This is a genomic window from Streptomyces sp. TSRI0107 (assembly GCF_001905845.1).
In the GTDB taxonomy this organism is placed as follows: Bacteria; Actinomycetota; Actinomycetes; order Streptomycetales; family Streptomycetaceae; genus Streptomyces.
This window is the reverse complement of the sequence record NZ_LIVZ01000008.1, coordinates 220,818-243,690: the sequence shown is the minus strand read 5'-3', so window position 1 is coordinate 243,690 and position 22,873 is coordinate 220,818. Positions and strand designations below refer to the sequence as shown.

At 73.7% G+C, this 22,873-nt stretch carries 19 protein-coding genes and 1 pseudogene; 8 read left to right on the top strand and 12 right to left on the bottom strand.

The genetic code is table 11. The features are described from left to right. Positions 1-91 precede the first annotated feature (91 nt). From AMK31_RS23665 to helR, 6 genes and pseudogenes are all read left to right on the top strand, one after another. Positions 92-1,075 carry a S8 family serine peptidase gene (locus AMK31_RS23665; RefSeq protein ID WP_073942625.1) on the top strand — a complete coding sequence of 328 codons (984 nt, stop codon included), beginning with the start codon at positions 92-94 and terminating at the stop codon, positions 1,073-1,075. A 40-nt stretch (positions 1,076-1,115) separates the two neighbouring features. Next, entirely contained in the window at positions 1,116-1,346 is a 231-nt protein-coding gene (locus tag AMK31_RS23660) for a hypothetical protein (protein ID WP_073942624.1), read from the top strand. Positions 1,347-1,608: 262 nt separating this feature from the next. Then, a pseudogene (narY, locus tag AMK31_RS23655) lies at positions 1,609-2,025 on the top strand (nitrate reductase subunit beta); the annotation flags it as partial. After that, positions 2,025-2,519: a nitrate reductase molybdenum cofactor assembly chaperone gene (gene narJ, locus AMK31_RS23650; protein WP_073942623.1), complete on the top strand. Its 495-nt coding sequence runs from the start codon at positions 2,025-2,027 to the stop codon at positions 2,517-2,519. The pseudogene narY and the gene narJ, both read left to right, overlap by 1 nt. Continuing rightward, positions 2,516-3,238 (top strand): respiratory nitrate reductase subunit gamma, encoded by a 723-nt coding sequence (gene narI, locus AMK31_RS23645; protein WP_073942622.1) that lies wholly within the window; start codon positions 2,516-2,518, stop codon positions 3,236-3,238. The genes narJ and narI overlap by 4 nt, the downstream gene beginning before the upstream one ends. Positions 3,239-3,421: 183 nt before the next feature. After that, positions 3,422-5,560, top strand: coding sequence for an RNA polymerase recycling motor ATPase HelR (gene helR / locus AMK31_RS23640; protein WP_385311553.1), 2,139 nt, complete (start codon positions 3,422-3,424; stop codon positions 5,558-5,560). Positions 5,561-5,768: 208 nt separating this feature from the next. On the opposite strand, the gene dnaK is transcribed toward helR, so the two are convergent. The 9 genes from dnaK to AMK31_RS23595 form a co-directional block, all read right to left on the bottom strand. Continuing rightward, positions 5,769-7,637 (bottom strand): molecular chaperone DnaK, encoded by a 1,869-nt coding sequence (gene dnaK, locus AMK31_RS23635; RefSeq protein WP_073942620.1) that lies wholly within the window; start codon positions 7,635-7,637, stop codon positions 5,769-5,771. 103 nt (positions 7,638-7,740) lie between these two features. Next, entirely contained in the window at positions 7,741-8,514 is a 774-nt protein-coding gene (locus AMK31_RS23630) for a glycerophosphodiester phosphodiesterase family protein (protein WP_073942619.1), read from the bottom strand. A 6-nt stretch (positions 8,515-8,520) separates the two neighbouring features. Next, positions 8,521-9,891, bottom strand: a complete 1,371-nt coding sequence (locus AMK31_RS23625) for a hypothetical protein (RefSeq protein ID WP_073942618.1) — start codon at positions 9,889-9,891, stop codon at positions 8,521-8,523. Between the two features lie 132 nt (positions 9,892-10,023). Then, positions 10,024-10,449, bottom strand: a complete 426-nt coding sequence (locus tag AMK31_RS23620; protein ID WP_073942746.1) for an OsmC family protein — start codon at positions 10,447-10,449, stop codon at positions 10,024-10,026. A 73-nt stretch (positions 10,450-10,522) separates the two neighbouring features. Next, positions 10,523-12,256 (bottom strand): vWA domain-containing protein, encoded by a 1,734-nt coding sequence (locus AMK31_RS23615; protein ID WP_107468707.1) that lies wholly within the window; start codon positions 12,254-12,256, stop codon positions 10,523-10,525. A 56-nt stretch (positions 12,257-12,312) separates the two neighbouring features. Next, positions 12,313-13,374 carry an ATP-binding protein gene (locus AMK31_RS23610; RefSeq protein WP_073942616.1) on the bottom strand — a complete coding sequence of 354 codons (1,062 nt, stop codon included), beginning with the start codon at positions 13,372-13,374 and terminating at the stop codon, positions 12,313-12,315. Positions 13,375-13,492: 118 nt separating this feature from the next. Beyond that, the gene (locus AMK31_RS23605; RefSeq protein WP_073942615.1) at positions 13,493-14,878 is read right to left on the bottom strand and encodes an amino acid permease; all 1,386 of its coding nucleotides are present in this window, start codon (positions 14,876-14,878) and stop codon (positions 13,493-13,495) included. Between the two features lie 84 nt (positions 14,879-14,962). Then, complete coding sequence (locus AMK31_RS23600; protein WP_073942614.1) at positions 14,963-17,098, bottom strand: phage holin family protein; 2,136 nt, start codon at positions 17,096-17,098, stop codon at positions 14,963-14,965. Between the two features lie 87 nt (positions 17,099-17,185). Then, on the bottom strand, positions 17,186-17,599 hold the full coding sequence (locus AMK31_RS23595) for a hypothetical protein (protein ID WP_073942613.1): 414 nt from the start codon (positions 17,597-17,599) through the stop codon (positions 17,186-17,188). An 82-nt stretch (positions 17,600-17,681) separates the two neighbouring features. Between AMK31_RS23595 and AMK31_RS23590 the strand changes: the two genes are divergently transcribed. Beyond that, entirely contained in the window at positions 17,682-18,455 is a 774-nt protein-coding gene (locus AMK31_RS23590; RefSeq protein WP_073942612.1) for an MBL fold metallo-hydrolase, read from the top strand. After that, positions 18,452-19,078 (top strand): DedA family protein, encoded by a 627-nt coding sequence (locus AMK31_RS23585; protein WP_073942611.1) that lies wholly within the window; start codon positions 18,452-18,454, stop codon positions 19,076-19,078. Before AMK31_RS23590 ends, AMK31_RS23585 begins: the two co-directional genes overlap by 4 nt. Before the next feature lie 22 nt (positions 19,079-19,100). Here the strand turns inward: AMK31_RS23585 and AMK31_RS23580 are convergent, their stop codons facing one another. From AMK31_RS23580 to AMK31_RS23570, 3 genes are all read right to left on the bottom strand, one after another. Then, entirely contained in the window at positions 19,101-20,159 is a 1,059-nt protein-coding gene (locus tag AMK31_RS23580) for an MBL fold metallo-hydrolase (RefSeq protein WP_073942610.1), read from the bottom strand. Continuing rightward, entirely contained in the window at positions 20,156-21,442 is a 1,287-nt protein-coding gene (locus tag AMK31_RS23575; protein ID WP_073942609.1) for an aminotransferase class I/II-fold pyridoxal phosphate-dependent enzyme, read from the bottom strand. The genes AMK31_RS23580 and AMK31_RS23575 overlap by 4 nt, the downstream gene beginning before the upstream one ends. Positions 21,443-21,634: 192 nt before the next feature. Next, positions 21,635-22,792: a hypothetical protein gene (locus tag AMK31_RS23570; RefSeq protein WP_073942608.1), complete on the bottom strand. Its 1,158-nt coding sequence runs from the start codon at positions 22,790-22,792 to the stop codon at positions 21,635-21,637. Positions 22,793-22,873 lie beyond the last annotated feature (81 nt).

Here is a 22,873-nt window from a genome sequence, read left to right as displayed (position 1 = left end):
CTCCCCCGATCAACTGTTTCTCCGTCAACGACCTGACCCGTTTGCGCAAGACAGGCGATATTCAAAGATTTGTGGTAGTCACCGCGTTGCGGTGACGGGATTCGCAGGGGGGCTCCAGACAACCGTCCGACGCGCGGTCGCGCTGCCGGGGCAACGGCACGGCCACCGGCGGACGGAGAGCGTCGACACCGTCCGGGCCCTGCTGGGCGTCGCCCGGCCGTGGCGGGACGGTTTCCGCGGGCAGAACATCGTGGTCGGCATCGTCGACGAGGGCGTGAACGGGCAGGTCTACCCGGTCTCCGGCGGCTTCACCAGCCCGGGAGCCTGCGCCGCCGACATCCTCGTCGCGGCCCCCGCGGCGAGACTGTACGACTACCCCTTCCTCGGGCGGCCCGACTCCGGCACGGCGCTGACCATGTTCCAGGCGATCCTGGAGCATCGTCGGCTCGACGGCACACCGCACCTGACGAACAACAGCTACGGGTACGCCGAGGTCCCGCGCCGCGAGCAGGCCCCCAGGCACGAGATCTGGGCGATCAACCACCCGCTCCACCGCAAGGTGCGCGAGGTCGTGGCCTCCGGCGCGGCGGCGTTCTTCGCGGCCGGCAACTGCGGCGCCCAGTGCCCGAGCAGCAACTGTGAGCGCAGCGGAACCGGCCCCGGCCGCTCCATCCACGCCTCCAACAGCCTCGCGGAGGTCATCACGGTCGCCGCGGTCAACAGCCGCCAGGAGCGCGTCGGTTACTCCTCGCAGGGGCCCGGCATGTTCGCGCCGAAGAAGCCGGACTTCGCCTCCTACACGCACTTCTTCGGGAACTTCGGGCCGGGCCGTCCCGGCGGCGCGCCGCGGCCCCCGAAGTCGCCGTTCGACAGCGGGACGTCGGCGGCCACACCGGTCGCGGCAGGCGTCGCGGCGCTGCTGCTGTCCGCGTTCTCCGAGCTGACCCCGGAGGAGCTCCGCGAGGCCCTGCTGTCCGGCCTGGTCAATCCGACCGGCAAGGACTGGGACCCCGGCTACGGGCGTGGCATCGTGAACGCCGCGGCGTCGTATTCGTTCCTGCTGCGGAAGTCCTGAGCCGCGCAGGCCGTGACAGGAAGGGCCCGGGAGATCGTTGATGAAGTGGCTCCTGACGGTGCCGGCCGGCACCGACCTCGGGCACCTGGCGGCCAGGCTGGCCACCGTCGGCGTCACCCTGCTGGACGGCGACCCGGTGCCGCAAGGTGACGACGAGCTGGTGGTGCAGGCGGAAGGGCCGCACGACCTGCCCGCCCGGGTGGCCGGCCTCGGCCTCCCGGTCGAGGCGTACCCCAGCTCCGAGTTCGACGACTTCGGTCCGGGCGGCTGACAGGGCACCGAGTGCGCCGGGTGCACCAGGTCGGGCTCCCCCGGCCGGGGGCATCCGGGCGCCCGGACGTCCGAGCGCCTGTGTCCCTAACCCGTACGGCCGCTGTGAGCGGGTGTGCTCCCCTGCCCGCGCCTAGGTTCGAAGGACCTGGTGAGCAAGGGAGCGCTTGTGACGGACACGCGGACACCCCCCACCGAGCCGGGCGCCGCACTGCTGCGTGCCGGGCGGTTCTTCCGGCCCGGGACGCCCGCACCCGCTGTAGTACCTGGCGGAGCTGTTCACCGCCGGCGACATCGGCCCCGTCAGGGCGTCGCTGGACAGGCTCGCCGCGATGCGCTCGCACATGCGGGCGATCAACCTCGGTGAGGACCCGGACCCGTCCCTGGCGGACGCGGTCGGCATGACGGCCGGGGAGGTGGAGGAGATGTACCGGCTGCTGGCGATCGCCAAGTACGAGGAGCGGTACGTCATCCCGACCGCCGCGCTGGGCGACGCGCGGCGGCTGGAGGAGACGGCGGTGCCGGACGAGTGCAGCCTCGATCACGCCGGCGGGCCCGGGATGGGCGGCGACGGCCCGTTCGGCCGGGACTCCGGCCGCAAGCTGCTGCCGCTGGTGACGGTGGAGAACTTCCATCTGCTGCGCCGACGGCAGACCTCCGACGACGCGAAGGAGGCCTGATGCCCTCGGACGCGGTGCTGTACCAGGCGGCGGCGCTCTGCCGGACCTACCCCGACGACGACTTCCGCGCCCGGCTCCCGCTGCTGCGCGAAGCGGCCCCGCAGCTGCGGGAGTTCACCGACCACGCGGCCGTCACCCCGGCGCACGAGCTGGCCGCGCACTACGTGCAGGTCTTCGACTTCAAGAACCGGCACAGTCTGTACCTGAGCTGGTGGCGGGACGGGGACACGCGGCGGCGCGGGATGTCGCTGGTCCGCTTCAAGGAGGTCTACCGCGCCCACGGCCTGGAGTTCAGCGGCGAGGAGCTGCCGGACTTCCTGCCGGCGGTGCTGGAGTTCGCGGCCCGCACCGGCGACACGGGGCTGCTGACGGAGTACCGCGCCGCTCTCGAGGAACTCCGTGCGCGGCTGACCGACTTCGGCACACCGTATGCATGCGTCCTGGAGGCCGTATGCGCCACACTGCCGACTGTATACACCGGAGCGCGCCGATGACCGTCCTCCTCTGGGGCGTACTGCCCTACCTCGCCTTCGTCCTGCTGGTGGCCGGGCTGGTGTGGCGGTACCGCTACGACAAGTTCGGCTGGACCACGCGCTCGTCGCAGCTGTACGAGTCGAAGCTGCTGAACATCGCCTCCCCCGCCTTCCACTACGGCATCCTGTTCGTGCTGGTGGGGCATGTCGTCGGCCTGTTCGTCCCGATGTCGTGGACCGACGGGCCCGGGATCACCGAGCACACGTACCACCTGTTCTCGCTGTACGGCGGGACGGCGGCCGGCGTGCTGACGGTCGTCGGGATCCTGTTGCTCGTATACCGTCGGCGGACCAAGGCGCCCGTCTTCCGCGCGACGACCGCCAACGACAAGCTGATGTGTCTGGTGCTGCTCGCGTCGATCGTGCTGGGTATGGTCGCCAAGCTGGCCCACGCGTCCGGCGACGGCTACAACTACCGGGAGTCCATCGCGCCTTGGTCGCGCAGCCTGTTCACCCTCCAGCCGGACACTGGGCTGATGGAGGGTGTGCCGCTGCTGTACAGGATCCACGCGGCGGTCGGGATGGTGCTGATCGCGATGGTGCCGTACACCCGGCTGGTGCACATGTTCAGTGCGCCCGTGCAGTACCTGTTCCGCCCGTATGTGGTCTACCGCACGCGGGATTCCCGGCAGTTGGGTCCGCGGCCGGAGCAGCGGGGCTGGGAACGGGCGGGGTTCTAGAAGGCGGTACCGGCGGTCCGCCGATCGTCCGCCGAGCGGACCGCTCGGGCGTCGACGCACTCCCCGCCACTCTTAACGTATAGCGCACAGGGGGCCTTGCGGCAAGGCCCCCTTCGTGCCGCAGAATCACTCCCTCGAAGCCAGAACCTGCGGAAATGAGGGATTCGCGAAGTGCGTGTGCTGATGTCCGGCGCGTTCGACCTGCCCGACCGTCTGTCCGCCAAGGCCGCCCCGGAGCTGATCGCCGCCGACGAACGGCACTTCGCGGCCGTCGCGGAGAGCCTCGAACAGGCGATCGCCGAGCTGTCCGACCGTCTCGACGAACTGCGCAGGGCGCCCGGCGGCGTCGGCCGGGAGGCGCTGGAGCGGGACCTGGAGATCCACCGGCTGACCGGCCGGCTGCGTGCCCTGCGCCGCTTCGGCCTGGACCTGTGCCTCGGCCGCGTCGTCGGCGCGGACGACCCGGAGCCGGTCTACATCGGGCGCCTCGGCCTCACCGACAGCCAGGGGCGTCGGCTGCTGGTCGACTGGCGCTCCCCCGCGGCCGAGCCGTTCTTCGCCGCGACCCACGCCGACCCGATGGGGCTGGTGAGCCGCCGCAGGTATCGCTGGACCGGCGGCCGGGTCGGCGACTACTGGGACGAGGTGTTCGCCGCGGACGCTCTCGACGGGCATGCCGCGCTCGACGACCAGTCCGCGTTCATCGCCGGCCTGGGCGGCAGCCGTTCGGCGCGGATGCGGGACGTGCTGGCCACCATCCAGGCCGACCAGGACGCCGTCATCCGGGCGGGCTCGCAGGGCGCGCTCGTCGTCGACGGCGGGCCGGGCACCGGCAAGACCGTCGTGGCGCTGCACCGCTCCGCCTACCTCCTGTACTCCGATCCCCGCCTCGGTCACCGTCGGGGCGGCGTGCTGTTCGTCGGTCCGCACCAGCCGTACCTGGCCTACGTCGCCGATGTGCTGCCCAGCCTCGGCGAGGAGGGCGTGCGGACCTGCACGCTGCGGGATCTCGTCGCCGAGGGAGCCGGGGCGGGGGTCGAGAGCGACCCGGAGGTGGCCGCGTTGAAGTCGTCGGCGGACATGGTGAGGGCGATCGAGAAGGCCGTCGCGTTCTACGAGGAGCCGCCCGTCGCGGGGATGACGGTGTCGACCGACTGGGCGGACGTCCGGCTGACCGCCGGCGACTGGGCGGAGGCGTTCGAGGCTCCGGAACCCGGCACTGCGCACAACGAGGCGCGCGAGCAGATCTGGGAGGCGCTGGTCACGATCCTGCTGGACAAGCTCGACGGGGACGTGCCGCCCGAGTTGTTCGGCAGGCAGCTGCGGCGCGACGAGGAACTGGTGGAGACCCTTGAGCGGGCGTGGCCGCTGCTGGACCCGGCGGACCTCGTCGGGGACCTCTGGTCGGTGCCCGCGTATCTGCGGATGTGCGCTCCCTGGCTCGCGCCCGACGAGGTGCGCAAGCTCCAGCGCGAGGCGGCCCCGCAGGCCTGGACCGTGTCCGACCTGCCGCTGCTGGACGCGGCCCGGCAGCGGCTCGGCGACCCGCAGGCGGCCCGGCGCCGGCGCCGGCACGACGCGTCCGTCGCCGCCGAGCGGGAGCGCATGGCCGGTGTCATCGACAACCTGGTGGCGGCCGACACCGACGGGGAGGGCGCGGTGACGATGCTGCTCGGGCGGGACCTCCAGGACAGCCTGGTCGACGAGTCCGCGCTGCCCGGCGCCGATCCGCGGCCGCTCGACGGTCCGTTCGCGCACATCGTCGTGGACGAGGCCCAGGAGCTGACGGACGCGGAGTGGCAGATGCTGCTGCTGCGGTGCCCGTCGCGGAGTTTCACCATCGTCGGGGACCGCGCGCAGGCCCGCCGCGGGTTCACGGAGTCGTGGCGGGAGCGGCTGGAGCGGGTCGGGTTCGACCGGGTCGACGTGGCGTCGCTGAGCATCAACTACCGGACGCCGGAGGAGGTCATGGCGGAGGCCGAGCCGGTCATCCGGGCCGTGCTGCCGGACGCCAACGTGCCGGCGTCGGTCCGCTCCAGCGGGGTGCCCGTCCGGTACGGGGCGGTGTCGGAGCTGGACGCGGTGCTCGACGGCTGGCTCGCCGAGCATGCCGACGGCACGGCCTGTGTCATCGGCGATCCCGCGTTCCGGGCGAGGCCCCGGGTCCGGTCGCTGACTCCGGAGCTGGCGAAGGGGCTCGAGTTCGACCTGGTCGTCCTCGTCGACCCGGAGGGGTTCGGCACGGGCGTCGAAGGCGCGGTCGACCGCTATGTCGCGATGACCCGGGCGACCCAGCGGCTCGTCGTCCTCACCGGCCGGTGAGCCCTCGCTAGGGGGTGTCTTGCCGATCAGGCCGGGCTCGCGGCGTCTGGCACCGCGCCTCGCCGCGTTGTCGTCGGTCCCCGATTCCCCCAAGCTCTCGGCTCCGCTCGAGCAGGGGGGACCCCCATCGCATCGACTCCCTCCTCCGCCTTGCGATGCACGGCACCAGACGCCGCTCCCTGATCCGGCCTGATCGACGAGACACCCCCTAGGCCGCTCCGCCCTTCTGGTCCCGGTCCCGTTCCTCGTCGACGATCTCCGCGTCGACCACGCCCTCCTCGTCGGGCGGGGTGGTGGGGCCGGGGCCGGTGTCGGTGGGGGTCTGCTGGGCCTGGGCGTACATGGCCTGGCCCATCCGCTGGCTGACGGAGGCGAGTTTCTCGACGCCGGCGCGCAGTTCGGCCGTGTCGGCGTTGCGCTCCAGGGACTGTTTGAGGTCCGCCACGGCCGACCGCACCTCGTCCTTGGTGTCGGCCGGGACCTTGTCCTCGTTGTCCCGCAGGAACCGCTCGGTCTGGTAGACGAGCTGTTCGGCCTGGTTGCGGGTCTCGGCGGCCTCGCGGCGTTTGCGGTCCTCCTCGGCGTACTGTTCGGCCTCCCGCATCATGCGGTCGATGTCGTCCTTGGGGAGGGCCGAGCCGCCGGTCACCGTCATCTTCTGCTCGCGGCCCGTCGCGAGGTCCTTGGCGGAGACGTGCATGATGCCGTTGGCGTCGATGTCGAAGGCGACCTCGATCTGCGGGACGCCGCGGGGTGCCGGGGGCAGGCCGGTGAGGTCGAAGGTGCCGAGCTTCTTGTTGTACGCGGCGATCTCGCGTTCGCCCTGGTAGACCTGGATGCCGACCGAGGGCTGGTTGTCGGTGGCGGTGGTGAAGATCTCCGAGCGCCGGGTGGGGATCGTGGTGTTGCGTTCGATGAGCTTGGTCATGATGCCGCCCTTGGTCTCGATGCCCAGGGACAGCGGTGTGACGTCGAGGAGCAGGACGTCCTTGACGTCGCCGCGCAGCACTCCGGCCTGGAGGGCGGCGCCGACCGCGACGACCTCGTCGGGGTTGACGCCCTTGTGCGGGTCCTTGCCGGTCAGCTCGCGGACCAGCTCGGTGACCGCGGGCATCCGGGTGGAGCCGCCGACGAGGATCACGTGGTCGATGGCGGCGAGCTTGATCCCGGCGTCCTTGACCGCCTGGTGGAAGGGCGTCTTGCAGCGGTCGAGGAGGTCGGCGGTCAGCTCCTGGAATCCGGCGCGGGTCAGTTTCTCGTCCAGGTGGAGGGGGCCTTCGGCGGAGGCGGTGATGTACGGCAGGTTGATCGTGGTCTCCGAGGAGCTGGACAGTTCGATCTTGGCTTTCTCGGCGCCCTCGCGCAGCCGCTGCACGGCCATCTTGTCGCCCGCGAGGTCGATGCCGTACTGGCCCTTGAACTTCTTCACCAGGTGGTCGACGATCCGCTGGTCCCAGTCGTCGCCGCCGAGGTGGGTGTCGCCGTTGGTGGCCTTCACCTCGATGACGCCGTCGCCGATCTCCAGCAGGGAGACGTCGAAGGTGCCGCCGCCGAGGTCGAAGACGAGAACCGTCTGCTCCTCGCCGCGGTCGAGGCCGTAGGCGAGGGCGGCGGCGGTCGGCTCGTTGATGATCCGCAGCACCTTCAGGCCGGCGATCTCCCCGGCCTCCTTGGTCGCCTGCCGCTGGGCGTCATCGAAGTAGGCGGGGACGGTGATCACGGCGTCGGTGACGTCCTCGCCGAGGTAGGACTCGGCGTCCCGCTTCAGTTTCTGCAGCACCCGCGCGGACAGCTCCTGGGCGCGGTAGCGGGTGCCGTCGACGGAGCCCTGTTCGGGGAACCGCCAGACGGCGTCGCCCATGTGCCGTTTCACCGAGCGCGCGGTGCGCTCGACGTTGGTCACGGCCTGCCGTTTGGCGACCTCGCCGACCAGCACGTCGCCGTTCTTGGCGAAGGCCACGACCGACGGGGTGGTCCTGGCCCCCTCCGCGTTGGCGACGACGGTGGGCTCACCGCCCTCGAGGACGGCCACCACCGAGTTCGTGGTCCCCAGATCGATCCCGACCGCGCGTCCCATCGCTGTCACCCCTCGTCCGCAGGGATCCCCTCGCTTTCCAGCACAGATCCTGAGCCGTCCGCTGTCAATGGGGCATCCCCCGCAGGGGGGCCGGGGCCGTCCCTCAGGGGCGGGAGGGCTCGGCGGCCTGGGTGTCCCGTCCGTCGGCCTCCGGCGGCCCGCCGCGCAGGTCGAGGGCGCGGCGCGGCCGGTCGGTGATCAGCACGTCGACGCGCGGGTCGGCGAGGAAGCCGCTCATCGCGGTGTCGTCGTTGACCGTCCAGACCATGGTGAACAGGCCGTTCCGGGCGGCTTCGCGCAGGACGTTGGCGCGGGCCAGGCGCTGGTGCACGGCGACGCCGTGGGCGCCGCAGGCGCGCACCCGGCGCATGGGGAACAGTTCGCTGAGCCGGGTCGTGGCGAGCCGGGCCGCGCCGATCTCCTTGCGGTCCCGGCCGAGGGAGAGCGCGGTCTTCACACCGGGGTAGGCGCGGGTGATCGCGGCGACGGAGCTGTCCTCCAGGGTGGTGGCGACGAAGCCGTCCTCGCCGAGCAGGTCGATGGCCCGGTCGATGACGTGGGCCTCGTAGCCGGTCTCCTTCAGGTCGAGGTGGCCGATCAGCTTTCCGGCGATCAGTTCCATGACCTCGTCGACGACGGGCACGGGGTAGCCGGCGCGTTCGCTGAGTTCGGCGTGGGTCAGCTCGGACAGCAGCGGGCCGGTGTGCCGTACCCGGGGGTCGTGGTAGACGACGAGGACGCCGTCGAAGGTGCGGCGGATGTCGAACTCGACGTACTCGGCTCCGGAGAGCAGCGCGTCCTCGTACGCCTGCCAGGTGGCGGGGCCGAAGGTCTCGGATCCGCCGCGGTGGGCGGAGACGGCGGGGCGTCGGGTCATGGGCGGTCAGCTCCCGGGGGTAGTGCGTGGTGCGGGGACGGGCGGGGGCCCGTCGTCGGACGGTGAGAGCAGCTCGCCGGAGCCTGTGCCGGCCCGCCTGAGCAGCAGGTAGCCGATCACGACGAGGATGATGAAGGGCAGCCAGGCCAGCAGGTAGGCGATGCCGTAGCTGCCGAGGTCGAGGATGGAACGTTTCTCGTCGACGTTGGAGCCGTTCACGCCGAAGAACGCGAGCAGCAGGGTCGGCGGCAGGGCGATCAGGGTGGCCGCGGCGACGAGTCCGGAGATGGTGCGGTCGCGGGCCTCGTCGCGTTCGGCGAGGGCGGCGTCCAGGGCCGCGGAGCGGGCGTTGATGACGGAGGTGAGGCGTTCCACCATGCGGGCCGAGTTGTCGAGGCTGTCGCGGATGCCGAGGGTGTCGCGCAGGGACGACTGGAAGCCCTCCATCAGCATCTCGGGGATGAGCAGGCTGTCGACGTAGGCCTCGACGCCGAAGGCGAGGTCGAGTTGGAGTTCGTTGACGCCGGCCGAGAGGCGGGAGATGAGGGTGCGGACGTTCTGCGGGGAGTCGGCGCGGGCCTGTTCGTTGGCGCGCATCATGGCGAACGCGGCGAGCCGGGTGCGTTGCAGCACGGCCAGCGCGGAGACCATGCCGACGGCGACGAGGGCGAGGCCGTTCTCCACGTGCGGGGCCCAGCCGGCCTGCACGGAGACGCCGCGGCCGTGCGCGGAGAGCATGGCACCCTGATTCTTGAGGTTGGGCGGCACGCTGGGGCCGCCCGCCATCTTGCCGCGGTAGACGATCTCGTTGAGCGGGCCGAACAGGGGGGCGCCGCCCTCGGCTCCGGCGGTGAGCAGTTCGTTCAGCAGCCGGCCGCCGGGGAAGACGAGCTGGTGCACGTTCTGTCCGAAGCGCAACGGGGTGTCCAGGCCGAGCCGTTCGGCGACCACGTCGAGCAGGGGGCGGCCCTCCAGGGTGAGCAGGCCGCGGTCGAAGCAGGTGTCGGCGAGCCACGCGGCGACCGCCGTGGACGAGGTCTCGCCGGTGAACTCGCAGTCCAGCAGCAGGGTCGCGTCGCCGCGCGGGGTGGTGACGACGAGGATCCCGGCCCGGTCGAGGGTGAGTCCGTGGTCGCCGTTGGGCAGTCCGAGGTCCGCGGGCCGGGGGCGCAGGGCGAGCACCGGCACGGGGAGCAGGGCGGCGCCGGTCACCAGGTGCGGGGCGAAGCGTCCGAAGTCGTAGCGGTCGACGAGCGGTCCCTGCCCGTCGTCGACCGGGAGTATCCGGCCGGCCAGGCTGAATAACATCAGCATGCGGGTGTGCTCGCGGGTGGCGGAGTCGAGTACCGCCGTACTACTGGTCGTTCCCGCCGCCATCGTCTTCCTCTCCACCTCGGCGCAGGGCGTTGATACCCCCCGCGCCCCGTCCGTGAACCGCGCCGAGCGCCGTGCAGGCCGCCCCGTTGCGGGGACGGCCTGCTTCAAGCATGCGTCAACTGCCCGTCCGGGTCAGGAGAGCTTCGCCGACAGCGTGATCGGAACAGCCTTCAGGGCCTGGCTGACGGGGCAGTTGGCCTTGGCGTCCTCCGCGGCGGCGACGAACGCGTCGTTGTCGAGGCCCGGCACCGTGCCCTCGACGGTGAGGTGGATGCCGGTGATGCCCTCACCGGGCTGGAAGGTGACGTCGGCGGAGGTGACGAGCTTGGTGGGCGGGGTGCCGGCGCCGGCCAGGCCGTGCGACAGGGCCATGGAGAAGCAGCTGGAGTGGGCGGCGGCGATCAGCTCCTCGGGGCTGGTCTTGCCGTTCGCCTGCTCGGCGCGCGACGGCCACGACACCGGCTGCTGGCCGATGCCGGAGGAGTCGAAGGTGACGACTCCGTTGCCCTCGAGCAGGTTGCCTTCCCAGACGGTGTGTGCGGAGCGCGTGGTGGCCACGGTCATTCCTTTCGTATGGTCCCGGCTCAGGTCCGGATCCGGGTGTTCGGATCCCATCCGATCACACTCCGGCTCACCTCACGTGGAAGATCGGGCCACGCGCGGTGAACGGGAGCCGGGCGCCCTGGGGAATCAGGTAGGCGTGTTCGCGCCGCACCCGCAGGATGTCGTCGCACCAGCCGTCGGTGATGATCAGGACGGGCGCGGTGGGCGGGAAGTCGTCCGCGCGGTGCAGCAGGTCGATGCCGGGCTGCAGGACCGTACCGCCCCGCCCGTGCACGCGGACCCGGCCGGCGATCTCGGTGACGGGCAGATAGCCGGCGTCGTGCGGGGCGGCGTCGCAGAAGACGACCCGCGCGGCCGGTACGTCGCGGGCCTCGGCGTAGGAGGCGATCGCGCCGAGGGCCTTGCCGAGCAGGGTGCGGTCCATGGAGCCGGAGGTGTCGAGGACGACGCCGAAGGTGCAGCGGGGCACCTCCTCGGGCGGGAAGTACCGGCCGGCGCGGGGGATGTCCGGGGTGGACGCCTGGCGGCGGGCGGGGCGGGCGTAGGAGCGGACCGGTTCGGGGCGGGGCACGAACTCGTCGAACCAGCGGGCCAGGCGGGCGTCCCAGGGCATCGGCGGGTGGCTGAGCGCGCGGATCTCCTCGACCAGGCCGCCGGGCAGGAAGCCGCGGTCCTGCCGCTGGTGCAGGTCGAGGCCCTGGGCGAGGCCGCGCCGGTAGAAGCCGTCGAGGTCGACGTAGTCGCCGGGCGGTCCGAGGGGGGCGCCGAGGACGTCGCCGGCGCCCTTTCCGCGCAGGGTGGCCAGGCGGCGGGCGCGGCGCAGGTCGCCGGCGATCCGGTCGTAGACCTCCTCGGCGGACAGTCCGGCGAGCTCGGGGTCGTACAGCACGCCCTCGGGCATGGTGCCGACCTGCATCTCGCGCAGCCAGCCGTTGATGACGTAGTCGCAGGCGACGTTGAACAGGTAGGGGTCGCGGGTGCCGCGGCGGTCGCCGTGGCGCAGGGCGGCGTGCAGCATCTCGTGGGCGAGGACGAACCGCCATTCCTCGTCGTCGAGGTGGCGCAGCGGGTTGACGTAGATCTCGCCCGCCTCGGCGTCGACGGCGGCGATGGCGATGTCGTGGGCGCGGGCGAGTTCGGCGTCGGCGACGAGGGTGATGCCGGCGGCGATGCCGCCGAGCAGCGGGTAGGAGGAGACGAACCAGCTCAGTGCCCGCTCCCAGGGGCGGGGTGCGGGGGCTTCGGCGTCCATGGAGTCGCGGCGGCCGCCCGCGACGTCCAGGGCGGTGGACACGGTGCGGGTGAGCGCGGTCGCGAACGCCAGCTGCCAGTCGGGCCGTGCTCCCCAGCCGTTCCAGGGCACCAGCAGCTGGTCGGCCTGGCCGCCGGCGGTGCCGCAGCGCTCGTAGGCGGTGGGGACGCCGTCGCGGCGCCAGCGGGCGGCGAGCCGGTCCTCGTCGCCGTCCGGGTACGACAGGGGCAGGTCGTCGGGGGGCCGTCCGACGGGGTGGGTGAGCAGGAAGCGGTTGACGACGACGCAGCGGGCGGCGAGGTCGTACCGGTCGGGCTGGGTGCGCTCGCCGGTGGCCGCCGGGAGGTGTCCGAAGCCGAGGTGGAGGGCGGCGTGGGCGAGCGCCCAGGCCCAGTGGGCGGGGTCGGCGAGCCGGTCGGGGTGGATGTGCAGCCGGCCGTCGCTGTCGGCGGTGACGAGGCCGTCCCGGGGGGCCTTCGAGCACCCGTCGGGCCGGCAGACGCGGTAGTCGACGGCGGCCAGCGCCGGGTGGGCGCGGACCTGGCGCATGCCCTCGGCGAGCGCTTCGGCCGCGCGGTCGCGCTGCTTGTCGCGGCCACGGCGGTTCACCGGCGGGCCTCGGCGAGCCGGGGCATGTCGCGGGCCGCCTCGATCAGGAACCAGGCGGGCAGGACGGGGTTGCCGTCGGCATCGGAGGCGATGACGCTCTGCGCGACCTCGACGGAGATCTCGGCGAGCTGCACGAGCAGCGACTTGGCGCGGTAGGCGGTCTGCCGGCCGTTCGCCGACATGTGCTCCTTGCTGGCGGGCAGCTCCTTCAGCAGCCGCCCGCGGAACGACTCGGCGAGGTAGTACAGCAGGTCGCGGTCCTCCAGGCGGTTGGGCCAGCGGGCGTCGCCCTTGAGGATCGCCTCGATGCCGAACCGGCTGCGCACGATCTTGACGTAGCCGCAGAAGGCGGTGGCGTGCGCGGGCGTCAGCGTGCCGTGCGCGAGGACCTTCAGCGTCTCCTCGCCGAGGCCGGGCCCGAAGGAGTGCAGGGCGTCGGAGAGCATGTGCCAGGAGCGCGGGGTGGAGAACGGCTCCTCGGTCTTGGGCGGCTTGGACCACAGGTGGTCGGGCCGGTCGGTGAGGTGGTCGGCCACCCACGGGTGGATGCCGTTGCTGCCGGCCCAGGTCAGCCAGTCCTTGGCGGAGACCTCCAGGTGGACGTGGGTGAGCCGGTTGACCAGCGCGGAGGCGATGGGACGGGCGAGGGCGTTGTCGGTGGCCCGGTTGCCGGCGCCGATGACGATGGAGCCCTCGGGCAGCTCGTAGCTGCCGATACGGCGGTCCAGGATCAGCGAGTAGAACGCCTTCTGCACATCGGGTGCGGCCGCGTTCAGCTCGTCCAGGAACAGGCAGTACGGCTCGTCGCGGGCGATGGCCTCGGGCGGGCAGAACACCGACCGGCCGTCGCGGATCTGCGGTACGCCGATCAGGTCCTCCGGCGCCAGCTGGGTGCCGAGCAGACTCACACACTCCAGGCCCAGCGACTCGGCGAACTCCCTGACCAGGGAGGACTTGCCGATGCCGGGGGCGCCCCAGAGGAACACCGGCCGGACGGTGGCGAGCCCGAGCAGCAGTTCGGGTATGCGGGCGGGCGTGACGGTGACTGCTGCCTGCAAGGCGGCGGCTCCTTGGAGAGGTGTGTTCGAGGGGCGCGGGACCTGCCCGCGCCGGGCTCGAACAGTGTGTGCCGCCCGCGTGCCGCACGCAGCCGATTTTCGGCCCGCCCGCCCCGGTTCAGGCGGTGGCGCGCTGCCGGCGGGCCGCCAGCCAGGCGTACACGGGCACGCCCGCGAAGAGGAACAGCACGCCCTGGTAGACGGCCGCGTAGCCGGCGCCCGCGACGAGCCACAGGGAGAAGCCGAAGGCGAGCGAGGCGAGCACCGCGTCGCGCACCAGCCGGGCCCGGTTCACCTTCTCCCGCTCGCCGCGGACCAGGTGGAAGATCTGCGCGGCGGTCGCCAGCAGGTAGGGGACGGTCGCGGTGAAGGTGGTGACGAGGACCAGGATCTCGAAGACGCGCGCCGAGCCGGCCGTGTAGTTGTACACGGTCAGCAGGGAGGCCAGGACGACGGTGACGGCGACGCCGACCGTGGGCACGCCGCGCCGCTTTCGGGCGAAGGCCGCCGGGAACAGTCCGTCGCGGGCGGCCGCGTACGGCGTCTGGGCGCTCAGCAGGGTCCAGCCGTTGAGGCAGCCGGTCATCGACACGAGCGCGGCGAGGGCGACGGCCCAGCCGCCCCAGGAGCCGCCGAACATGGCGTCGACCGCGTCGGAGAAGGGGGCCGTGGAGCCGACCAGTTCGTCGTGGGCGACGGTGCCGAAGACGGAGAGCGTGCCGAGCAGGTAGACGAGGGCGGCGCCGGTGGTGCCGATGACGGTGGCGCGGCCGACGTTGCGGCGCGGGTCGCGGACCTCGCCGGCGCTGACCGCGGCGGACTCGACGCCGAGGTAGGAGAAGAGCAGGATCGCGGCGGACGCGGAGACCGCGCCGAGCGTGCCGTCACCGCTCGCGTTGAACGGGCCGAGGTTGTCGGCGTCGAAGAAGAACAGCCCGCCGACCGCGACGAGGAGCAGCGGCGCGAACTTCAGCACGGTGGAGACAAGCTGGACGGCGCCGACGTACCGGCTGCCCGCGAAGTTCGACAGCGCGGGCAGCCACTGGATGACGAGTGCGGCGAGGCACGCGGTCCAGGCGTGGTCGTTCACGGGGATGAGGACGTCGAGGTAGCCGACGGCGGCGACGGCGAGTGCCGCGTTGGACACCCAGGTGGTGATCCAGTACGCCCAGGCGGAGAGGAAGCCGGCGAAGTCGCCGAAGGCCTCGCGGGCGTAGACGTACGGGCCGCCGGTGCGCGGGTCGCGTTCGGCGAGCCGTCCGAAGACCAGGGCCAGGGCGATCGCGCCGGCGGTCAGGACGCCGAAGGCGACCAGGCTGACGGTGCCGAAGGGGGCCACGGAGGCCGGGAGCAGGAAGATGCCGCCGCCGATGATGTTGCCCATGACCAGAGCGGTGGCGACGGGCAGGCCGAAGCGTCGGGTGTGGCGGTCGGGGGTGGTCGCCGCCTGGTGCGGGATCTGCTGCCGGGCCGGAGCCGACTGGACGGTTCCGGTGTCGTGCATGGGGTGGTGCGCCTCTCGTCGTGCTGGGGTCCGGGATCGCCGGACGACCGCCCATGTTCGGTCACCGGTTCGAGTTGTGCCAAATCACGCGGTTTTGTCCTGCACGGTGGGGTCCGGCGCCGCAAAAGGTGCGCGTTCGAGGGCCTGCGGCCGGGAATCGTCCACCGGTACCTGTGGGCCGTTCGACTCGCGCAGCCAGCGGCGCAGCACCCGGTGCACCTGTTCGGCGCCGACCGGCGGCCGCCCGTCGTCGGCGGGCGGGGACAGGGCGAGCGGGGACAGCAGGAACGGGGTGCTCTGGGCGCCGCCGAGGCCGCCGTGGGAGCCGATCTGCTCCTCGAAGGCGAGGACCTCGCCGTCGGCCGGGTCGTGGAAGGAGTTGACCATGATGTCGGCGGCGTGCGGGAAGGAGTGGGTGCGGCGCACGGCGGCCGCGGCGCCGGGGCCGAAGGCGGCGAGCGGGCCGGGGCGGTCGTCGTCGAGTTCGCCGACCGGTGTCTCGGTGCCGCCCGCGCCGAGGACGACTCCGCCCTGTTCCTCGCTGTCCACCAGCAGGAAGCCGATGCCGGGGTGGTTGGCGAGGGTGGTCAGCAGCGCCGGGTGGCGGGCGTCGATCTCCTCCCTGGTCATGCGGTGCGGCACGTCCGGGAAGGAGATCAGGCCCAGGTTGCCGGAGGCCAGCACGACCGGTTCGGAGCGGCGGGCCGGACGGCGCTGTCCGGCCTCCTCCTCGACGGGTATGCGCAGCGCGGCGCGGACGGCGGCGCGGGCCTCGGTGCCGCTGCGCGTACTCTCGGCCCGGCGCGGCACCGGCAGTCCGCAGCCGGCCCGCACCAGGTCGCCGAGGGTGAGGCCGTAGCGGGCGCGGAAGGTCTCGCCGGGGCTCTGCCCGTGGTCGGAGAGGATCACGATCCGGTAGCGGCGGGGGGCGTGCTCGGCGACCTTCTCGATCAGCGCCAGCGACCGGTCCAGCCGCTGGAGGACCTTCTCGGCGTCCCGGCTGAACGGGCCGGAGTGGTGGGCGACCTCGTCGTAGGCGACGAGGTCGGCGTAGACGGCGGTGCGCCCGGCGAGCATGTCGCCCATGACGGCGGCGACGACCACGTCGCGTTCGACGACGGTCGCGAAGGCGCGGACGAACGGGTAGAGGCCGCCGCGGGAGACGCGGGGGCGCTGCCTGGCGATGCGGGCCCGGGTGGACTGGCCGATCTCGCGGCCGACCTCGGCGACGAAGGAGAGGGCGGTGCGCACCGCGTTCGCCGGGTCGGAGAAGTAGGCGAAGTAGCCGGCCCGGGAGCGGGTTGCGCGGCTGCGCCGCCGGGTGGCGATGGACAGCACCAGCGCCTGTTCGTCGGCGCCGCCGCCGAACAGGTTGCCGCGGCTCGCGCCGTCGGCGCCGAGCAGCCCGCCGTCGCCGGTGCGGGCCACGGCGCGGCGCTGGAGTTCGGCGGCGCTGGTGGGGCGGTTGCTGACCATCACCTCCTGGGTGTCCTTCTCGTACCAGCGGAAGGCGGGGACGTCGAAGTTGCTGCCGTGCAGGATGCCGAGCTGGCTGGCGCCGGTCTGGCTGGACCAGTCGGTGCGCCAGGGGGTGAGGCGGTGGGTGGGGCGGGGCGTGCCGGGGCCGTCGCCGGTGCCGAGCCAGCGGGCGACCGTCGGCATGAGTCCCTTGCCGACGGCGTCCACCAGCACGTCGTGGCCGACGCCGTCGAGCTGCAGGAAGAGGGTGCCGGGGCCGGCGGGGCCGGGCGGCTGTCTGCGGCGGCGGCGGTCGGCGAGCCGGTGGAGGCGGCGCCGGTAGGCGTCGTCGTCGCGCACCGCCAGGGCGGCGCCGGTGGCGGAGGCGACCGCGGACATCACGGCGGCCACCACCACCGCCGTCTCGGGGGCGGCGGCGCCCCGCTCGGCCGGGTTCAGGCGCAGCGCGAGCAGCAGCAGCGCCCCGTTGAGCGCGAACACCAGCAGTCCGAGGACGAGCGCGGGCACCAGCAGCAGCAGGCGGACCAGCAGGGGCCACACCAGGGCCGACAGCACGCCGAAGGCGCCGGCGCCGAACGCGGCGGTGACGGCGATGTCGGTGGCGCTGTCGCCGTCCTCGGAGCGGAGCCGGAAGTCCGGCAGGATCCCGGCCAGCGCCAGCATGGTGACGGTGCTGACGACCCACACCGCGACGCTCCGCCCGGCCTGACTCGCGACCCGCCGCCAACGCCCTGTCCGCACGCCTCGTACACCTCACGTCCCGGGCCGTGGTCGGCACGGGCCCGCACCCCAGCGTGTCACATCGTCTCCGGGCCCCCGCCGGGCGGCTCAGCGGCCGTCGTACCCGGCCGTGGGCATCGACAGCCTGCGGTGCACGCAGGCCTTCATCCGGGCGTCGTAGAACGGTTCCGCCCGGCCCACGGTCTCCACCCGCACCCCGCGCCGCGCGCACAGGGCGGTGAACTCCTCGACGTCCGACAGGGCGCTGGCCAGCACCCGGCGGCTGGGGGCGAGGAACAGGTCGCAGCCGGGCCGCACCCCGTCCCACAGCAGGGCGTGGTCGGGGCGCAGCGCGCGCACCAGCAGTTCCCGGGTGACGACGTAGCCGTGCTCGACGGCCCAGCGGGCGCACATGGCGTGCTGGCCGCGGGAGTCCACCAGGAAGGGATCGCTCTCCAGTTCCTGAAGCGGCGTCAGGCTCGCGATCGCCGTGACACGGACCGGCCCGGGGCCCTCTCCCATGGCGTCCCCCTCACCTCCGGGTTCGCGGCCGACCCTACTCCTGCCCGTACGCTTCGGGGAGTCGCGCGAAGGGGGCAAAGAGGTGCCGGTGGAGATCACCTGGTGGGGTCACGCCACCTGCACGGTCGAGGATTCGGACGTGCGTGTGCTCACGGATCCGCTGTTCGCGCGCCGGCTCGCGCATCTGCGGCGCCGACGCGGGGCGCTGCCGCCGCCCGGGGCGTGGCGCGCGGATGTCGCGGTGGTGTCACATCTGCACGCCGACCATCTGCATGTGCCGTCGCTCGCGCGGCTCGCGCCGGGCACGCGCCTGCTCGTGCCCCGGGGCGCACCCCGTGCGGTGCCCGGACTGCGCCGGCTCTCCCATCTGCGGGTGACGGAGGTGGCGCCCGGCGACCGGGTGAGCGTGGGGGACCTGCTGATACGGGTGGTGCCGGCGCGGCACGACGGGCGGCGGCTGCCGGTCGGGCCGCACCGCTCCCCCGCGCTCGGCTACGTCGTCGAGGGCGAGGCGCGCACCTACTTCGCCGGGGACACCGGGCTGTTCGACGCGATGGCCGAGGAGGTGGGGCCGGTCGACGTGGCGCTGCTGCCGGTGGGCGGCTGGGGTCCGTACCTCGGCGAGGGGCATCTGGACGCGGGGCGGGCGGCGCGGGCGCTGGCCCGGCTGGCGCCGCGCAGCGCGGTGCCGGTGCACTACGGCACGTACTGGCCGATCGGCATGGACGCGGTGCGCCCGCACGAGTTCCACGCGCCCGGCGACGAGTTCGTGCGGCTGGCGGCCGAGCGGGCGCCGGGGGTGGCGGTGCACCGGCTCGGGCACGGGGAGAGCGTCCGGCCGGAGGTGGCGCGGTGAGCTGGCTGGGGGCCGCCTCGACGACGGTGCCGCCGGAGACCACCCAGCAGGCGATCGGCTATCCGACGCTGTTCCTGCTGGTCCTCGCGGGGGCGCTGGTGCCGGTGGTGCCGACGGGGGCGCTGGTGAGCGGCGCGGCGGTGGTGGCGTTCCATCAGACGGCGCCGTTCTCGCTGGCGCTGGTGTTCCTGACGGCGGCACTGGCCGCGTTCCTCGGCGACATCGCGCTGTACTGGCTGGGGCGGCGCGGGATGAAGTCGAAGAACGGCTCACGGTGGCTGCAGGCCATCCGTTCCCGTGCCCCGGAGGACCGGCTGGCGCAGGCCCAGGACAAGCTGGCCGCGCACGGCGTGGCCGTGCTCGTCCTGTCCCGGCTGATGCCGGCCGGCCGGCTGCCGGTGATGCTGGCCTGTCTGGTCGCCGAGTGGCCGCTGCGCCGTTTCGCCCGCGGCGACCTGCCCGCGTGCCTCGCCTGGGCGGTGACGTACCAGCTGATCGGCATCCTCGGCGGCTCGCTGTTCCCCGAGCCGTGGGAGGGCGTGGTCGCCGCGGTCGCCCTGACGGTGCTGATCAGCGTGGCGCCGGGCCTGTGGCGGCGGCTGCGGGGGTCCGAGGCGCGGTGACCGGGGCCGGCCCGGGGCGTCCTCACTCCAGCACGCGGGAGCCCCCCACCGGCAGGTCCCACAGGTCCGCGCGGTCCAGGCCCGCCTGCTCCCAGGCGGCCCGGACCCGGGTGAGGGGTTCCAGGACGGGCTCGGCGGACAGGACGAAGGTCGCCCAGTGCATGGGGGCCATCCGGGCCGCGCCGAGGTCCCGGGCGGCGCGCACCGCCTCCTCCGGGTCGCAGTGGACGTCGCTGAGCCACCAGCGGGGGTCGTAGGCGCCGATGGGCAGGAGGGCGAGGTCGATGCCGGGGTAGCGGCGGCCGATCCGGGAGAACCAGTGGCCGTAGCCGGTGTCGCCCGCGAAGTAGACCCGCTGCCCGTCGGGCGCGGTGAGGACCCAGCCGCCCCACAGGGAGCGGCAGGTGTCGGTCAGGGTCCGCTTGGACCAGTGGTGGGCGGGGACGAAGTCGAGGCGGACGCCGCGCAGTTCGGACGCCTCCCACCAGTCCAGCTCGGTGACGGTGGTGAACCGGCGGCGCCGGAACCAACCGGCGAGCCCGGCGGGGACGAACACCGGGGTGTCGCGCGGGAGGCGGCGCAGGGTGGGAGCGTCCAGGTGGTCGTAGTGGTTGTGGCTGATGACGACCGCGTCGACGCGCGGCAGCGCGCTCCAGGGCACCCCGACCGGAGTGATCCGCGCGGGGGTGCCGATGATGCGGCGGGACCAGACCGGGTCGGTGAGGACGGTGAGCCCGCCGATGCGCACCACCCAGCTGGCGTGTCCGGCCCAGGTGACGGCGACGGTGCGGGTGTCCACGCGGGGCAGCGGGCCGGGCTCGTACGGCAGCCGGGAGATGTCGGCGAGGCCCTCCTTGCCGGGCCGCACTGCGCCCTCGCGGGCGAACCGGGCGAGGGCCTTGATGCCGGGCAGGGGCGCGGTCAGCCGGTCGTGGAAGGTGCGGGGCCAGACCCTGCGCTCCCCCAGCGGGCGCGGTTCGGCGAGCGGTGGAAAGGGGGGCGCGAGGGGGGAGACGACGGCCGGGTCGTCGGCTTCCCGGGCCGTCGTGCTCGTGGTCGTCGACTCGGACTGCTGCGTCATCGAGGAGGCTCCCATCGCTGAGCGTCGTCGCGGAGGCCGTCGAGGACCGACCTCAGGGTGATCAACGAGCGGTGCAGGTGCGGCAGTTCCAGCGGTGCCGGTGAGCGAAGGCATTCCGTGCGGTCGGCGTCCGAGCCGCCCAGCAGGGCGCCGGTGGACAGCCGGACGCGCAGCGCGCCCAGCTCGTCGCCGAAGCGGTGGCCGCCGGGCGCGGGCATGCCGAGCCGGGCGGAGAGGAAGTCCTCCAGTTCCTGGGCGTCGGTCACGCCGTGCGCGGCCAGCCCGGACTTCAGCGGGCCGAGGTCGGCGTAGAGGTGGCGGCCGGCCCGCGGGGGCAGGGCGAGCGCCCCGGCGGCCACGACCGCGCGGTGCGCGGCGTCGGCCACGCGCGCGTGGAGGCGTACGGTGGCGGCGATCCGCTCGGTGACCGGTTCCGGTTCGGCCAGGGCGTAGGCGGCCGCCGCGGCGACCGGCCCGGCGACGCGGGCGCCGAGCGCGGTGAGGACGTCGAGGACGCGGGCGCGCAGGCCGTCGCCGGACGGGCCGACGGGGAACCGGGCCAGGGCCGCCGGCCAGCCGGGCGGCAGCAGCGCGCCGGCCAGGTCGGTGACGACGGTGACCCGGTCCGGCCACATCTCCGCGGGGCTGAGCAGCACGGTGTCGTGCGGGTCGTGGACGGTGTCGCGCCAGGTCTCGTCGCTGACCAGCTGCAGGCCCTCCCCCGCGGCGGCCTCGATCGTCTCGTGCAGCACCTCCGGCGGCGCCACCGTGGCGGTGGGGTCGTCGGCGACGGACAGCACCAGCAGCCGCGGGTCACCGCCCTCGGCGCGCACCCGGCGCACGGTCTCCAGCAGGGCGTACGGGTCCGGTACGCCGCCGCACTCGGCCGGGGTCGCCACGTGGAAGACGGGCCTGCCGAGCAGCCGGGCGTACGGCGCCCACCAGGCGGCGCAGGGCCGGGGCACCAGGACGTCGCCGCCGAGGGCGGCGGTCAGCGCGAGCAGCACGGCGGGCGCGCCCGGGGCGGCCACCACGTGCTCGGGCGCGGTGGCGAGCCCGCGCCGCGCCCAGTACCCGCAGCCGGCCTCCAGCAGTTCGGGCCCGCCGCCGACGGGTTCCCCGCCGCCCCGGTGCGCGGCCGCGGCGAGCACGCCGACGAGCTCGGGCAGCACGGGCAGCCCGTCGTCGGGCGCCGGCGGGCCGTAGCGGACGGGGCCGTGGCCCTCGGCGTGGGGGCGTGGGGCGCGCGGAGGCCCGGGGTCCTCGTGGCCCCCGGGCCGCACGGGGTCCTCCCCGTCGCCGTCGCCGTCCGCGTGGGGCTCTGTCGCCGTCCCGTCGTGGTCGCTCGTGGTCGCTCCCTGGTCCGCAGGTGGTGTCTTGTCCGAGTCGGGTCGTGTCGGTGTCGTGTCGTCCCGTGCCGTACCGGCCGGGTGGTTCGGGTACCCGCGCTTCTGCGTACCCAGTACGCCGGCGGGTCAGCCTTCCCCGCGGGGCGCCTTGCCGCGCAGCCGGTACACGGCTCCCCCGAAGGCGCCCGCGATGAGCACCCCGCCCGCGACCAGGGCGGGCACGGACGTGTCGAAGGCGCCGCCCTCGCCGGCCCGCACCCCGCGCTGGATGACCGCCGTGCCGCAGTTGGGGTCCTTCAGGTCGGGGCAGGGCTCCGGCTTGCGGGGTTCCTCGGCGCGGCCGCCGGTGCTCTGCCCTGCCTCCTTGCAGCCGCCGTCCTTGGGATCGGTGCAGGACGACGAGTCGAGGGGCGCCTCGGCGCGTCCGCCGCCGATCAGGGCGCCCTCGTCGAGCGGGGTCTTGGCGGCACCCTCGTCGAGAGGGATCTTGGCGGCATCCTCGTCGAGCGGGATCTTGGCCGAACCCTCATCGAGCGGGGCCGTGGCGGCACCCTCGTCGAGCGGAATCTTGGCCGAACCCTCATCAAGCGGGGCCGTGGCGGCACCCTCGTCGAGCGGGGCCGTGGCGGGGCCCCCGTCGCTCGGTGCCGCGGCGAGGGCGTCGGCGCTGTCAGGGGCCACGGTGACGCTGTCGGGGGCCACGGTGACGCTGTCGGGGGCCACCGTGACGCTGTCCGGGGCCACCGTGACGCTGTCGGGAGACACGCTCACGCTGTCGGGCGCCACGGTGAAGCTCGCGCTGAACGCCTTGCCCTGCGCTCCGGACGCGGCCGGGCAGGTCCCGTCCACGGTCCACGCGGAGTCCTGGCCCGACTCCCCCTGGCCGTCCGCCTCGGCCTCCGCCTCAGCCGCCACCCCCTCGTCCTCGCCCCCGTCCTCGTCCTCGCCCGCGTCTTCGGAATCCGCCTCCTCCGCCTCGGCGCCCTCCGGAAGCGCGATCCGCGCGGTGCCCCGGTAGACCGGCCCGGTCGCCGTGCCCTCCTGCCCGTCGGCCAGCCGCAGCTCCACGAGCCCGTCCTCGAAGGCCCGCGAGGTCGCCTCCAGGGTGTCGGGCGGCGTCCCGCCGAGGTCGTCGCAGGTGACGGAGACGGTGACGTCGCCGTCGGGCGCCGCCCGGCCGGGGCTGACCTCGGCGGCCGGCTCGGCGAGCACGGCGGGGGCGTTCCCGCCCACCACGGCCGCGGCCAGCGCGGTGACTATCAGGACTCGTACAGCGGGGCGCATGACGGACTCCCAGCCCGGACGGCGACGGCGGACACGCAGCCATCACATCCGCTGCCCCGACGCGCCGCGCGCGGCCGACCC